Here is a 13,788-nt window from a genome sequence, read left to right on the forward strand (position 1 = left end):
CATGACTGCACGTGTGCTGATGTTTCAGGGAACCGGCTCGGATGTCGGCAAATCGCTGATGGTGGCTGGCCTTGCCCGCGCCTTCGTCAGGCGTGGCCTGTCCGTCATGCCGTTCAAGCCGCAGAACATGTCGAACAATGCGGCGGTCACTGCCGATGGCGGCGAGATCGGTCGCGCGCAGGCGCTGCAGGCGCGGGCAGCAGGCGTTCCGCTGTCGGTTCACATGAACCCGGTGCTTTTAAAGCCGCAGAGCGAAACCGGCGCACAGGTCGTCGTACAGGGCAAAATTGTCGGCAATGCCAAGGCAGCCGATTATCAGCACATGAAAGCCGGGCTGATGCCGCGTGTGCTGGAGAGCTTCGAGCACCTGAAACAACAGGCCGATCTGGTGCTGGTGGAAGGGGCGGGAAGTGCTTCCGAAATCAACCTCCGCGCCAACGACATCGCCAATATGGGTTTTGCCCGCGCCGCAGATGCTCCCGTGATCCTGATCGGCGATATCGACCGGGGCGGGGTCATCGCCAGCCTCGTGGGCACAAAAACCGTTCTCGAACGCGATGATGCCGCGATGATAGAGGGCTTCATCGTGAACCGCTTTCGCGGTGACCCTATGCTGTTTTCAGACGGCATGCGGATGATCGCGGAAAAGACCGGCTGGGCGTCCATCGGGCTATTGCCGCATTTTTCCGATGCTGCGAAATTGCCGGCGGAGGACGCCCTTGGGCTTACCGGCCCGGCGCAACAAAAGCCCGGCGCGAAAATCCGCATTGCCGTGCCGATCCTGCCGCATATCTCCAATTTCGACGATCTGGATCCGCTCGACATGGAGCCGGATGTGGAGCTGATCCGAGTGCGGCAGGGCGAGACCATTCCCGCCGATTGCCGGCTGGTTCTGCTCTGCGGTTCGAAATCCACCATAGCTGATCTCGCCGCGCTGAAAAATGCAGGCCTCGACATCGACATCAAGGCACATGTGCGCCGCGGAGGTTATGTTCTCGGTCTCTGCGGCGGATACCAGATGCTTGGAAAAACCGTTGCCGACCCTGACGGCATCGAAGGACCACCAATGACGGTCGATGGGTTGGGCCTGCTGGATGTGACGACGGTTTTGACGGGCGACAAGAGGCTCGTTTCCGTCCAGGGACAGAGTTTCGACGGAATTCCCTTATCCGGCTATGAAATGCATGTTGGGGAAACGACGGGTGCCGCGGGCAACCTGCCATTTTCGACCATTGACGGACATGCCGATGGCGCAATTTCGCCCGATGGCCGCATCCTAGGCACCTATATCCACGGCCTGTTTGCGGATGACCGCCAACGCGGGGCGTGGCTTGAGCGGCTTGGTGGGCAGGGCACTGAATTGAACTATGATGCGCAGGTGGATGCCGTTCTTGATCGCCTGGCGGCCCATATGGAGAACCACCTCGATCTCGACAGACTGCTTTCTATAGCGCGATAAGGATTGCCAGCAATCCGAACAGCGCGATCAGCAGGAAGTCTGCGATCCTCGCCAGCCTGAGCGCTGTGCGAATATCGCCAGCAACCAGTGTCGCTCTTCCGCCTTCGCCCATGAAACGAGCCTCGATCATCTGCCCGCCATAGGAGCGCGGCCCGGCCAGCGCAAAGCCCAGTGCCCCGGCCAATGCCGCCTCCGGCCAGCCGGCATTGGGAGAGCGGTGATGCCGCGCATCGCGGCGTATCGCGGCAATTGCCCCTTTCGGTGATGCACCCTTCACGAAAAACGCGGCGACCACGAAAAGACCGCCGCTCAGTCTCGATGCCGGCAAATTGACCAGATCGTCCAGCCGGGCCGACGCCCAACCAAAGGCCTCATGGCGTGGCGAGCGATGACCGATCATGCTGTCGGCCGTGTTGATTGCCTTATAACCCGCACCGCCTGGCAGCCCCAGAAGACCAAGCCAGAGGGAAGGGGCGACAATGCCGTCAGAGAAATTTTCAGCCAGGCTTTCAATCGCCGCCCGGCAGATTGCCGCCTCATCCAGCGCCTGCGGATCGCGCCCGACGATCATGGAGACAGCTTTGCGCCCGCCGTCAATCCCCTCGCGTTCCAGCGCAATGGCGACGGCCTCCACATGCTGTTCCAGACTTTTTTGGGCCGGAAGCGACGCCCCAAGCACCGCAACAAGCAACAGACCAAGGGGCAATAAAAGCAGAACCGATTGCACTAACCATGCAACAAGCACCGTCAGCGCCAGAAAAACGGAAAGCGCCGCGACGCCTGCAGCCTTGCGCTGCGAAAATGAAGCACTCTCCCGGTTCCATTTTTCGTCCAGCAGCGCGATAAGCGAACCGATCCAGGTGACGGGATGACCGATGCGTTTGAACAGCCAGTCCGGATATCCAGTCAGGCGTTCGATCAAGAGCGACAGGAAAGCGAGAGCGAAGAACATGGGCGATAAGGTACCGGAAAAAGCGCAGGCTGCGATCCGTCACGGCGGCAATCTCGGCAAGGCGCGTCTGATGTTTCCTGAAGCGCCGGAACCGTGGATCGACCTGTCGACCGGGATCAATCCGCACTCCTACCCGCATTCTCCCGTTCCCGCCAGCGCATTTGCCCGCCTGCCGGAGCCTGACGCGGCCGAAGAATTGAAAAGGCTGGCTGGCGCCTCTTTCGGCGCACCATCCACGGGGCATGTGGCACTGTCCCCGGGCACCCAGATGCTGATGCCATTGCTGGCTCACCTGGCACTCGAACGCGGAGCGAAAAGCGGAGCCGTGCTCTCCCCCGCTTATGCCGAACATGCCCGAACCGCGCGCATGGCCGGACTGACCGTGACCGAGGTAGACCATATCGGTGATCTGTCAGCTTACGACTATGCGGTGGTGGTCAATCCCAACAACCCCGATGGTCGCGTCACTGATCGAGAAGCTTTGTTGTCGCTGGCCGAGGCGATGCGCCGCAAAGGCGGCCTGCTCGTCGTAGACGAGGCCTTTATCGAGACAGGACATACGGAAAGTCTTGCAAATGTCGCAGGGCACGACGCGCTGGTGGTACTGCGATCCTTCGGCAAGTTCTATGGCATGGCAGGGGTCCGGCTCGGTTTTGCGCTTGCGCATCCCGACATCGCTGCCGAGCTGGAGGCAAGGCTTGGCCCCTGGGCAGTATCCGGGCCGGCGCTCAATATCGCGACGCAGGCTTTAGCGGATAGGGAATGGCAATCAGCCATGCGCCTCCGGCTTGCGGCAGAAGCACAGCGTATGAGTGAATTGCTGGAAAAAGTGGGCCTGAAGATTGCCGGCGGTACGTCCCTGTTTACCCTGGTGCGGGACCACCGGGCCAAAGAACTGTTCGATCACCTTGGCCTGCACGGCATTCTGGTGCGCATTTTTGATGAAAGGCCGAACGACATGCGTTTCGGCCTTCCCGGCAGCGAAGCGGAGTGGCAGCGCCTCATGGAAGCGCTGTTATCCTTCAATCATCCCTTGAACGTGTAGGTCGCAATAGAATCCGGCTTCATTTCAATGGAGAAACCGGGCAGCTTCGGCGGCATGTACGCGGCATTGCGAATATCGCAGGGTTCGATGAAATGCTCGTGCAGATGGTCGACATATTCGATCACGCGGCCTTCCTTGGTGCCGGAAACCACGAGATAGTCGATCATCGACAGATGCTGCACATATTCGCAAAGGCCGACGCCACCGGCATGCGGCCAGACCGGCAAATTGTATTTGGCAGCAATCAACAAAACCGCCAGCACCTCGTTGAGACCACCCATGCGGCAGCTGTCGATCTGCACGACGTCGATTGCACCTTCGGCGATGAACTGCTTGAACATGATACGGTTCTGGCACATTTCGCCGGTTGCCACCTTCACGGAGCCGATGGCTGCACGGATCTTGCGATGGCCGGCGACATCGTCCGGGCTGGTCGGCTCTTCAATGAAGAAGGGCTTGGCGAAGGCAAGTTGCTTGACCCATTCAATCGCCTGATCCACTTCCCACACCTGGTTGGCGTCGATCATCAGATAACGGTCGGGGCCGATCACCTCGCGGGCGATGGTGAGGCGGCGGATATCGTCTTCGAGATCACGGCCAACCTTCATCTTTACATGGTTGAAACCGGCATCTATCGCTTCCTGGCAAAGACGGCGCAGCTTGGCGTCGTCATAACCGAGCCAGCCGGCTGATGTGGTGTAGCAGGCGTAGCCTTCGTTCTTCAGCGTCTCGATACGTTCCTTTTTGCCGCTTTCGGCTTTTTTGAGGATCGCAAGCGCATCGTCCTTCGTCAGCACGTCAGTCAGATAACGGTAATCGACGATATCGGCGATTTCTTCCGGGCTCATATCGGCAACAAGCTGCCAGACCGGCTTTCCCGCCTTTTTGGCCAGCAAATCCCAGACAGCATTGACGACAGCGCCGGTGGCGAGATGCATCGCGCCCTTGTCCGGGCCGATCCAGCGAAGCTGGCTATCACCAGTCAGGTGGCGCCAGTATTTGCCGGGGTTCTCGGTCACCGTCGCCAGATCGGTTCCCACCACCAGATGGCGCATCGCCTTGATGGCCATGCAGCAAATCTCATTGCCGCGGCCAATGGTGAAGGTCAGCCCGTGGCCTTTCAGTTCCGGTTCGTCGGTGTCGAGAATGACGTAAGCCGCCGAATAATCCGGGTCGGGGTTCATCGCATCCGAACCATCAAGGCTCTGGGAGGTCGGAAAACGCAGGTCGAAAACTCGCAGATCAGTAATTTTGGTCATGGCCGTTTACTCGCGGTCAGTGTCAAAGGAAATCGTTCAGTCGTGGTGGAAGGTTTCTTCCATCATTGCCCACCACTCGCCTTCCTTGCGGCTTTGGAGTGGTTGCTGGCAGGGAATGGTGAAAGACCACCATTCCTGGTTCTTTGGGCTTGCCGCCATCTTCGCCATATCGGCGCTGAAATCGGTGCCGTGATATTCCCAATATCCGAACAGCAGATTTTCCGGTTCGCGCAGGAAGATCGTGTAGTTGCGGATGTTGCAATCGCTGATGAGCGCCAGAATTTCGGGCCAGACGGCGGCGTGCAGTCTTCTATATTCCGCAATCATGTCCGGTTTGACGCCGATGACCATTCCCATGCGCTGCATACAAAACTCCGTTATTGCTTGATGGTGGCGAGCGCCGCACGCAGTTTCTGCTGCGGCACGTTTAACCCCAGACGTTCCGCCGCTGCGATGACCGGGACAAAACGACGGCGTTTCTTTTCATCGTGATTGCCTGAAATGTCCGCGAGCCGGTGGGCGAGAAAGGGGTTCAGGAAACGCTCCCGCACAGCACGGATATAGGCTTGCGCTTCTTCCCCCATGCCTTCTGCGGCAAAGACCGGCAGAACCTCGTCCCGCCAGAGCGTTTCCAGATCTCCCGAAAGCGCATCGTCGGCCATTGCCTGCCGCACCGTCTCGTCTTTCGCACGGGCATCCCGCAACCATCGCTCCGCCAGATAGGAATGGCCAAGATTGAGCAGGAACAGCTTCAGCTTTTCATAGCGGTCGAGATCATCAGTCAGCACCACCGCAGGGTGGTTGCAGGGCAGAACAAGGCCCTCCTGCTTCTCGATTGCCCAAAGCGCATAGGGCTCGGCAACTGCGCCAACCGGATCGATCGGCTCGGAAACGATGCGGTCTACAAGGCTGTTGGCAAAACGGCACTTCTCATTCAGGTAGAAGCCGAAACCCGCCGGCAGCTGCCATTCGTCGGCAAGCTGGCGAACAACCTCTTTCAACCGGTCCCCGTTGCGCGGAACAAGCTCGCAAGGAAAGATCGATATAGGGGCTTCCGGATTGGTCTGAAAACGTTCCAGCAGCAACAGGCAGAGCTTTGCAGGAAAACTCTTTGGTACAAGCGTGAAGTCGTCGGCAAGACCCGGCCCGTCGAACGAATCCAGCTCATAACCGCGGTCACCCGTATTGGACAGAATGACCCCTGCCCCGCAGGCGATGCGCCGCACCTCGGCCCAGTCGGCCGCCGCCGTCAGCGCGCGCGCGACAGCCTTACCTGGAATTTCCTCATCCACCTCTTGCCCATCGCGAATGCCGCGAATGCGCACCGGATAGGGCGTGCCATCGTTCAATGCTGCCACACGCTTCAGGCTCTCCGCATTGCCGGTCGTCTGGACGATTGCGATGCGCCCGAGGGCCTCGCCTTTTTCCAGCGCCTGCGAAATGAACAAATCCGCATGGGCCAGAAGAAAGCGGCTGGTACCGAATTGCAGGATGGGTGTGTCGGTCGTCATGCGACTTCCACCATGCCCTTGATGACTCCGGCTTTCGGATCGGTCAGCCCGGCGAATTTGGAAGGCACATCGGCAAGTGTCATGCGGTGAGTGATGAGTGCCTCCGGTACCTTGCCTTCCCGCAGCGCCTGCAGCACCCGCTCGAAATCCTCCGGCGTGGCGTTGCGGCTGCCGAGCAGCGTGGTTTCGCGCTTGTGAAACTCCGGATCGTTGAAGGAGATGTCGCTGGCAACGATGGAAACCAGCACATAGGAACCACCGTGGCCGACGAAGGAAAAGCCACGCTCCATGGCTTTAGGATTACCGGTCGCATCAAAAACGGCATCGAAGAAATCGCCGCCAGTGATATCCGACAGACGATCCTTGTCGCCCTCGCCAAGCGTCACCGTATGGGCAACGCCGAGATGGTCCTTGCAGAAATCCAGCCGGTCGGTGCGCCCGTCAATCATCGTCACCTCACCGCCATCGAGAACGGCGAAAACCGCAACCGCCATGCCGATCGGACCGGCACCGACGATCAGGACCTTCTGACCCTTTTCCACCGACCCACGACGCACGGCATGCGCGCCAATCGCCAGAAATTCGGTCATTGCCGCCTGATCGAGGCTCAAGCCCTCCGCCTTCAGCACGAATTGCTGCGGAACGCTCAGATATTCGACCATGCCGCCATCGCGATGAACGCCAAGCACACCGATGTTGCGGCAGCAATTGCTCTTTCCTTTGCGGCAGGCGCTGCACTCACCACAGGAAATATAGGGTATGACGGTAACGACATCGCCCGCCGAAAGATGGCTGCCTTCCGGCGCCTCTTCCACCGTGCCGGAAAGCTCGTGGCCCATGATGCGCGGATAGGAAAGATAGGGCTGATTACCGGTGAAAATATGCAGGTCGGTGCCGCAGACACCAATGCGACGAACACGCACCAGCACTTCACCTTCGCCACGGGCGGGCTTTGGTAGTTCCTTGGGGACAAGTTGACCGGGGGTCTCGCAGAAAATCGCCAGCATGCATCACCTGTTGGGAAGGGAATAAAAACGAACGGCGTTGCCGCCAAAGACGGCCGCATGGTCGTGCTCAGGCACGATTTCGCGGCAGAAGTCCAGCCATTCCTGATAGTCGCCAGCCAGCCGCAATACCGGCCAGTCACTGCCGAAGATCACGCGTTCGCCGCCGAACAGTTCCAGAATGGTTTCGGCATAGGGCCTGACGGCTTCAGGTCTCTGCTCGCCACGCTCGGTCAACAGGCCGGACAGCTTGCAATGGAGGTTGGGAAGGGTCGCCAAAGCTGCCATGTCCCTGCGCCAGTCCCCATATTGGCCCGTGGCGATAAGCGGCTTCGCCCCGTGATCGATGACAACAGGCAATTGCGGATGGCGGCGCGCGAAAGCGAGAAGATGCGACAGATGCGGCGGCAGGACCAGCGCATCGAACACCAGTGCATGTTTCACCAGCGCATCCACAGCGGCATCGAGCGCGGGATCGTCGATCCAGGTCACATCTTCCATGCCTTGCAGCATCGGCCGTACGCCCTTGAAGGCCGGATGTTTTGCCCGCCGGGCGATTTCCGCCGCAGCGTCCGCGGACTTCATGTCCACCCAGCCGACCACGCCCTTGATGAAATCGGTGCTTCCAGCCAGATCGAGCATGAAATCCGTATCGGCCGCACTTTCCATCGTCTGCACCAGCACGGTTCCGGAAACTCCGGCCTTTGCCAGCAGAGGAGACAGATCCTGCGGAAGAAAATCCCGGTAGATGGCAGCCAGAGACGGCGGCGGCCATTGCCCGGCACGATCCTTCATCAGCCAGAAATGCTGGTGGGCATCGATGATCATCGCTTCAGGCCTTTGTGCCGGGCACAGGTGCGCCTTCGGAAATCAGGCCACGCTTTTGCAGCTCCGACCAGAATTCGTCCGGAACAACCTGTTCGAACCATTCGATGTTTGCGGCAAGTTGCTGCGCATTGCGCGCGCCGGATACGACCGTGACCGAAGCCGGATGCCCGAGCGGAAACTGCAGCGCAGCCGCCTGCAACGAAACACCAACGTCGTCACAAACGCCCTGAAGCGCATCCACCCGCGTGATGATGTCGGCAGGCGCATCGGCATAGTTGAATTTGCGGTTGCCTGCCAGAATGCCTGAATTGAAAGCACCGGCGACCACGATCGCAACGCCGGTTTCCGCGCAGCGGTTCATGAAGGCAAGGCTCTGCTGCTCCAGAAGCGTATAACGGCCGGCAAGCATGGCAACGTCGATGTCGAAAACATCCATGGCGTCGCCGACGATTTCCCACTCGTTGACGCCGAGGCCGATAGCACCCGTCGACCCTTCCTCGCGCAGCTTGCCGAGTGCCCGGAAGCCGCCGCCAGTGGTCAGCTGCTCCCAGTAGTGCTGGTGCTTTTCGCCATGCGTGAAAGAGCCGATATCGTGCACATAGAGAATATCCGGCTTCAGAACGCCGAGCCGCTGCTGGCTCGCTTCGAAGGAGCGCAGAATACCGTCATAGGAATAATCATAGACCGGGCGGAAAGGCAGCGGCGCAATGTAGGCGTCCTCTTCCGGGCCCACAGTTTCATCGGGAACCATGACGCGACCGACCTTGGTGGAGAGGGTGTATTCGCTTCGGTCATGCTCCGTCACCATGGTTCCAAGACGACGCTCCGAACGCGTGTAACCATAAAAAGGTGCGGTATCGAAATAGCGAATGCCGCTTTCCCATGCCTTGTCGAACGCACCTTTGGATTCCTCGTAGGGCGTAACGCGGTAGAGATTACCCATCTGGGCGCAACCAAGGCCCATGACCGTGACTTCAACGGCACGGCGCGGCAATTTACGTGTATCGGAGACTTTCATCGCAAGGGCTTCCTGATTATTCGGTAGAGCGGATGTTGAAAACCGTATGCGGTATTGACTGAAATCCCGCTTCTGAAATTTGTGAGGCGCGCCACTCAATGAGCGGCGCGCCGGCATACGTTAATAAAGAACGTTCTTGGCTTCCGGCTTCTCGATATTGTCCTTGGTGACAACAACAACGCCGGTGTCGACGAACTTTTCGACCTTTTCCTTGCTGATGAGCTTGGAAACGGTCTGGATGCCCTTTTCGCCCATCTGATACGAACCCTGAACGACGATGCCGGCCAGCGTGCCGTCCTTGACGAAGCCCTGAAGGTCCTGGTTACCGTCAAAGCCGATGCCGACAACCTTGCCTGCCTTACCGGCCTGGGCGAGCGCGCGGCCTACACCGATTGCGGTGGGTTCGTTGGCGCCGAAGATGCCCTTGAGATCGGAATTGGCGGCCAGAACGTCGGTTGTCTGGTTCAGCGCCGTCGCCATCTGCGACTGCGAATAGAACGGACCTACGATCTTAAGGTTGGAATGCATCTGGATATAGTCGGTGAAACCGCCAACGCGTCCGATTTCCGAACCGGCACCGGCGACGTAGGACATCACGGCGATCTTGCCTTCCTTGCCAACCTTGTCGATCAGCGCCTGAGCAGCCAGTTCGCCGGCTTTCTTGTTATCGGTCGCCAGGAAGGACTGATAATATTGCTCGGAACCCTTGGCGAGCTGCGAGTCGATCAGAACCACGGGAATGCGGGCTTCCCAGGCTTTCTTGACAGCCGGAACAAGCGCATCAGGATCGGAAGGAGCAAGAACGATACCCGAAACCTTACGGTTTACAGCGTTTTCAACCATGTTGACCTGATCGGCGATGGCCGATTCAGAAGCCGGACCCTGGAAGGTCATGGTGTTGCCGGCAGAGTCCTTCATCGCCGCATCGGCGCCCTTCTGAACGTTCTGCCAGAAGGTGGAATTGACGGTCTTGACGATGACGGCGATTTCGCCGGCCTGCACGGTGGAGACGCTCCACAGCGCGATTGCGGATGTCAGAAGGGCGGTCGTAAGCTTGTTCATTTCTTCCTCCGTGATGTCGGCATACCGGGCCTCCCGTGCCGATCTTGTTTGCGGATAGGGTCCGCAGCCCTGTATCAGCGGCGGTTGCGCAGCTGGTCGATCCAGACGGTGACCAGAATGACAAGACCGATGATGATCTGTTGCGTGAAGGCGGACACGCCATTCATATTGAGACCGTTGCGCAGGATGCCGATGACGAAGGCACCGATTGCCGTGCCTGAAATCGTGCCCACGCCGCCGATGAGCGATGTGCCGCCGATAACGGCGCTGGCAATGGCATCCAGCTCATACATCACGCCCTCATTCGGCTGGGCTGTGACGAGGCGCGACATCAGCACGCAACCGGTCAACCCGGCGAGCGTACCGGACAGGATGTAGGTGAAATTGGTGACGCGTGCGACGTTTACGCCGGACAGACGCGCAGCATCCGCATTCGAACCGACGGCATAGATGTGACGGCCAAGGATGGAGCGGTTGAGCATGAAGGAAACAGCCAGCGCAATCACCACCATAAGGATGACGGGGTAGGGGATGCCCGGAAACACCACGTTCGGAAAACCGTCATCACCAATATTGACGATGCGGAAGAGGGCGCCGTTGCCGAGTTCACCGAAGGATTCGCCGAGGCCGGAAACCGCTCGCGCGCCGGTGATCTGTAGTGCCACACCACGGGCGATCAACATCATGCCGAGCGTGGCGATGAAGGGCGGCAGCTTGAAACGCGTGACCATGAGGCCATTGATAAGACCGCAAAGCGACCCCGTCAGAATGCCAAGCAGCATGCCGACCGGCACCGGCATACCCAACTCCTTCACCGCAAGCGCAGCAACGACACCGGCCAGAGCAAGCACCGAACCAACGGAAAGATCGATGCCGCCGGTGATGATGACGCAGGTCGCACCAATGCCGAGAAGGGCGATGGAGGTCACCTGAAGCGCAATGGTCATGGCATTGTTGACGGAGAAGAAGGCGCTGCTGGTGGCGGAAAACACCATAACCAGCACAACGAGACTGCCAAGAGCCGCAAACTTCTGGATGATGTCCTTCTGGCGGTCGCTGAAAGCGAAGCTCTTCTTGGGTTCTGCAATATTAGCCATGTCGTTCCTCACTGCGCGGCCCGGCCGTAACCGGACGCGTACCGCATGATTTCTTCCTGATTGGTCTTGGCGGTCTCAAGCACGCCCGTGATCCGGCCCTGGTGGAAAACGGCGATACGATCCGTCAGTCCCAGAATTTCCGGCAGTTCCGAACTGATGAGAATGACGCCGATGCCCTGTGCAGCCAGCTCGTCCATGATCTTGTAGATCGCGAATTTTGCGCCGACATCGATGCCGCGCGTCGGCTCGTCGAAAAACAGCACGCGCGACTGCCGGAACAGCCATTTGCCAATGATGATTTTCTGCTGATTGCCACCTGAAAGCAGCCGCACCGTCTGTTCGATCGAAGGGGTACGGATGTTGAGGAGATCGACGTAACGTCTGGCGACATCGTCGTGCTTCTTGAAGTCGATCAGCCCGAAGCGGTTGGAGACCTCGCCGATATTGGCAAGCGTCGTATTGGCCGCAACCGACATCTTGATCGCAAGACCATCGCTTTTGCGGTCTTCGGACAGATAGGCGATACCCTCTTCGATGGCATCTCGCGGGGAACTGATGGAAAGCTCCCGCCCGTTGAAGACGACCTTGCCAGCATCCAGAGGATCGGCACCGAAGATCGCTCGTGCAACTTCCGTGCGACCCGCACCCATCAGTCCGGCAAAGCCGAGAATCTCACCGCGCCGCAGCGAGAAACCGACATCGTGGAACACGCCCTTGCGAGTCAGCCCTTCCACCGAGAAAATAACATCATCCGTAGGGCGCGACGTGCGTTCCGGGAACTTCTCCTCTAGCGAACGCCCGACCATGCGCGTGACGATATCGTCAACGGTGATCGATGCAAAATCGTCGGTCGAAATATAACGCCCGTCCCGCAAAACCGTCACGCGGTCGACGATTTCGGCCATTTCATCGAGCCGGTGGGAAATATAGACGATGCCGACGCCAGAAGCCTTGAGATCGCGGATCACCTTGAACAATAGCCGCGTTTCCTGCTCGGTCAGCGAGGAGGTCGGCTCATCCATGATGAGGACTTCAGCATCCAGGGAAAGCGCCTTGGCAATTTCGACCATCTGACATTGAGCGACCGAGAGGCCGCGGACAATCTGGTCAGGGTCGATATCGACGCCCAGCCGATCGAGACAGCGCTTTGCATCAAGCCGCAGCTTCTTGCGGTCGACGAGGAAACCACGGCGCGGCTCGCGGGCGAGATAGATGTTCTCGGCAACGGAAAGATGCGGAACGAGGTTGAGTTCCTGATGGATGATGGCGATGCCGGCGGCTTCGGATTCCAGCGGCGATGCGTATTGCACTTTGACGCCCTTGTGCAAGATAGTTCCGTCGCTTGGCTGGTAAACGCCGCTGATGATTTTCATCAGGGTGGATTTTCCGGCACCGTTTTCGCCGCAAACAGCGTGAACCTCGCCGCTACGCAAGTCGAAATGCACATTCGACAACGCTTTGACGCCCGGAAATTCCTTGCTGATGTTTTCGAGACGCAGGAGGCCTGAACCAAGGCCGCGCGCCGTCTCCTCAGGCGAAAAATCGCCTCGAATTGTCGATGCGCCCTGCGACATCAAGAAACCTCCACCCGCGCTCCCCGCTCCACCGGGGGCAATAATGAGCCAAATGGTTAGGCCGCTTTTTTAAAATGGTCAAGCCAATTAGCCCAAAATTTGAATCCCGCATCTGGTACACGCAAAATCATCTCAAAAGACTTCTTGAAATAACACTTTAAATTCATGTATTTAAGTAATTTCTTGCGTATTGATGCGCTTGGCGCTACGGTAAGGCCAAATTCAGATAACAGACAAGGTTCGTCAGAAAACACATGAATGGTCAGGCCAAAATAGCGGAACCACGCAGGCTTTATCAGCAGATTGCGGACCAGATACGCGAGCTGATCGATCTGGGAGAGTTTCTGCCTGGAACACGACTTCCCGCCGAACGGGAACTGGCACAGAAGCTCGGGGTTTCGAGACCATCACTGCGCGAGGCACTGATTGCGCTTGAAATCGACAACACAGTCGAAATCCGCATGGGTTCCGGTGTCTATGTGTCCACCGAGGCCCTTCAGACAACCCACAACACCAAATCCTTGGGCGACAGCCCCTCCGAATTGATGCAGGCGCGCGCAGCGCTGGAAGGCGCGACAATCGTACTGGCAGCGAGCCGCATGACCGATGAAACGATTGCAAACCTTCGCCAGATTCTCAACACGATGCAGCAGGAAATCGAGGCCGCGCGCAAACCTCTCGATCAGGACCGGCTTTTCCACGTCACCATTGCCGAACAATCCGGTAACAGCGTTCTGGCCCGGCTGGTGGCAAACCTCTTCGATGAGCGCCACAGCCCGATTTCGGCACAATTGCGTGTGAAATTTGAGGATCGCGATACCTGGACCCACGCCCTGCAGGAGCACGAAGCGATTCTGGCGGCCCTGGAGTTGAAAGATCCGCTGCTGGCGCAGGCGGCCATGCATACCCATCTGGAAGGTTCCAAGCGACGCTGGGTAGACGGCTGAATTCAAAACATAGCAGGCAATGTACCGGGGAG

Annotated in this window: 13 protein-coding genes; 3 read left to right on the forward strand and 10 right to left on the reverse strand. The window is 58.6% G+C overall.

From position 1 onward, the window contains the following. Position 1: 1 nt before the first annotated feature. Positions 2-1,459, forward strand: a complete 1,458-nt coding sequence (locus AB4Z23_RS17265; protein WP_421476923.1) for a cobyric acid synthase — start codon at positions 2-4, stop codon at positions 1,457-1,459. Here the strand turns inward: AB4Z23_RS17265 and cbiB are convergent. Continuing rightward, positions 1,446-2,411 carry an adenosylcobinamide-phosphate synthase CbiB gene (gene cbiB, locus AB4Z23_RS17270; RefSeq protein WP_113556101.1) on the reverse strand — a complete coding sequence of 322 codons (966 nt, stop codon included), beginning with the start codon at positions 2,409-2,411 and terminating at the stop codon, positions 1,446-1,448. The two genes, AB4Z23_RS17265 and cbiB, sit on opposite strands and share 14 nt — an antisense overlap. Between cbiB and cobD the strand changes: the two genes are divergently transcribed. After that, positions 2,410-3,456 (forward strand): threonine-phosphate decarboxylase CobD, encoded by a 1,047-nt coding sequence (gene cobD, locus AB4Z23_RS17275; RefSeq protein WP_421476921.1) that lies wholly within the window; start codon positions 2,410-2,412, stop codon positions 3,454-3,456. The two genes, cbiB and cobD, sit on opposite strands and share 2 nt — an antisense overlap. On the opposite strand, the gene AB4Z23_RS17280 is transcribed toward cobD, so the two are convergent. The 9 genes from AB4Z23_RS17280 to AB4Z23_RS17320 form a co-directional block, all read right to left on the reverse strand. Next, positions 3,438-4,715 (reverse strand): L-fuconate dehydratase, encoded by a 1,278-nt coding sequence (locus AB4Z23_RS17280; RefSeq protein WP_003516405.1) that lies wholly within the window; start codon positions 4,713-4,715, stop codon positions 3,438-3,440. The two genes, cobD and AB4Z23_RS17280, sit on opposite strands and share 19 nt — an antisense overlap. A gap of 36 nt (positions 4,716-4,751) precedes the next feature. Next, entirely contained in the window at positions 4,752-5,081 is a 330-nt protein-coding gene (locus AB4Z23_RS17285; RefSeq protein WP_421476919.1) for an L-rhamnose mutarotase, read from the reverse strand. An 11-nt stretch (positions 5,082-5,092) separates the two neighbouring features. Then, entirely contained in the window at positions 5,093-6,226 is a 1,134-nt protein-coding gene (locus AB4Z23_RS17290; RefSeq protein ID WP_421476917.1) for a mannitol dehydrogenase family protein, read from the reverse strand. Continuing rightward, entirely contained in the window at positions 6,223-7,233 is a 1,011-nt protein-coding gene (locus AB4Z23_RS17295) for a zinc-binding alcohol dehydrogenase family protein (protein WP_441360360.1), read from the reverse strand. The genes AB4Z23_RS17290 and AB4Z23_RS17295 overlap by 4 nt, the downstream gene beginning before the upstream one ends. A 3-nt stretch (positions 7,234-7,236) precedes the next feature. Further along, entirely contained in the window at positions 7,237-8,058 is an 822-nt protein-coding gene (locus tag AB4Z23_RS17300; RefSeq protein ID WP_113291815.1) for an amidohydrolase family protein, read from the reverse strand. A 4-nt stretch (positions 8,059-8,062) separates the two neighbouring features. Then, a complete protein-coding gene (locus AB4Z23_RS17305) occupies positions 8,063-9,076 on the reverse strand; it encodes an aldo/keto reductase (protein ID WP_038492598.1) in 1,014 nt (337 codons plus the stop codon). Positions 9,077-9,196: 120 nt separating this feature from the next. Then, positions 9,197-10,138 carry an ABC transporter substrate-binding protein gene (locus tag AB4Z23_RS17310; RefSeq protein WP_003516397.1) on the reverse strand — a complete coding sequence of 314 codons (942 nt, stop codon included), beginning with the start codon at positions 10,136-10,138 and terminating at the stop codon, positions 9,197-9,199. 74 nt (positions 10,139-10,212) lie between these two features. Further along, the gene (locus AB4Z23_RS17315) at positions 10,213-11,235 is read right to left on the reverse strand and encodes an ABC transporter permease (RefSeq protein ID WP_003516396.1); all 1,023 of its coding nucleotides are present in this window, start codon (positions 11,233-11,235) and stop codon (positions 10,213-10,215) included. A gap of 8 nt (positions 11,236-11,243) precedes the next feature. Further along, on the reverse strand, positions 11,244-12,809 hold the full coding sequence (locus tag AB4Z23_RS17320) for a sugar ABC transporter ATP-binding protein (RefSeq protein ID WP_013637002.1): 1,566 nt from the start codon (positions 12,807-12,809) through the stop codon (positions 11,244-11,246). A gap of 254 nt (positions 12,810-13,063) precedes the next feature. Here AB4Z23_RS17320 and AB4Z23_RS17325 point away from each other — a divergent pair, with 254 nt between their 5' ends. After that, positions 13,064-13,756, forward strand: a complete 693-nt coding sequence (locus AB4Z23_RS17325; RefSeq protein ID WP_013637003.1) for a FadR/GntR family transcriptional regulator — start codon at positions 13,064-13,066, stop codon at positions 13,754-13,756. The last annotated feature ends 32 nt before the right edge of the window (positions 13,757-13,788 follow it).

Origin of the sequence: Agrobacterium sp. MCAB5, from assembly GCF_052114365.1 — a bacterium.
In the GTDB taxonomy this organism is placed as follows: Bacteria; Pseudomonadota; Alphaproteobacteria; order Rhizobiales; family Rhizobiaceae; genus Agrobacterium; species Agrobacterium tumefaciens.

Excerpts from the sequence above, each read along its gene's own strand:
- cobD (WP_421476921.1), top strand. The coding sequence starts at position 2,410 with ATGGGCGATAAGGTACCGGAAAAAGCGCAGGCTGCGATCCGTCACGGC.
- AB4Z23_RS17325 (WP_013637003.1), top strand. The coding sequence starts at position 13,064 with ATGAATGGTCAGGCCAAAATAGCGGAACCACGCAGGCTTTATCAGCAG.
- AB4Z23_RS17315 (WP_003516396.1), bottom strand. The coding sequence starts at position 11,235 with ATGGCTAATATTGCAGAACCCAAGAAGAGCTTCGCTTTCAGCGACCGC.
- AB4Z23_RS17290 (WP_421476917.1), bottom strand. The coding sequence starts at position 6,226 with ATGACGACCGACACACCCATCCTGCAATTCGGTACCAGCCGCTTTCTT.
- AB4Z23_RS17265 (WP_421476923.1), top strand. The coding sequence starts at position 2 with ATGACTGCACGTGTGCTGATGTTTCAGGGAACCGGCTCGGATGTCGGC.
- AB4Z23_RS17310 (WP_003516397.1), bottom strand. The coding sequence starts at position 10,138 with ATGAACAAGCTTACGACCGCCCTTCTGACATCCGCAATCGCGCTGTGG.
- AB4Z23_RS17285 (WP_421476919.1), bottom strand. The coding sequence starts at position 5,081 with ATGCAGCGCATGGGAATGGTCATCGGCGTCAAACCGGACATGATTGCG.
- AB4Z23_RS17295 (WP_441360360.1), bottom strand. The coding sequence starts at position 7,233 with ATGCTGGCGATTTTCTGCGAGACCCCCGGTCAACTTGTCCCCAAGGAA.
- AB4Z23_RS17305 (WP_038492598.1), bottom strand. The coding sequence starts at position 9,076 with ATGAAAGTCTCCGATACACGTAAATTGCCGCGCCGTGCCGTTGAAGTC.
- AB4Z23_RS17280 (WP_003516405.1), bottom strand. The coding sequence starts at position 4,715 with ATGACCAAAATTACTGATCTGCGAGTTTTCGACCTGCGTTTTCCGACC.
- AB4Z23_RS17300 (WP_113291815.1), bottom strand. The coding sequence starts at position 8,058 with ATGATCATCGATGCCCACCAGCATTTCTGGCTGATGAAGGATCGTGCC.
- AB4Z23_RS17320 (WP_013637002.1), bottom strand. The coding sequence starts at position 12,809 with ATGTCGCAGGGCGCATCGACAATTCGAGGCGATTTTTCGCCTGAGGAG.
- cbiB (WP_113556101.1), bottom strand. The coding sequence starts at position 2,411 with ATGTTCTTCGCTCTCGCTTTCCTGTCGCTCTTGATCGAACGCCTGACT.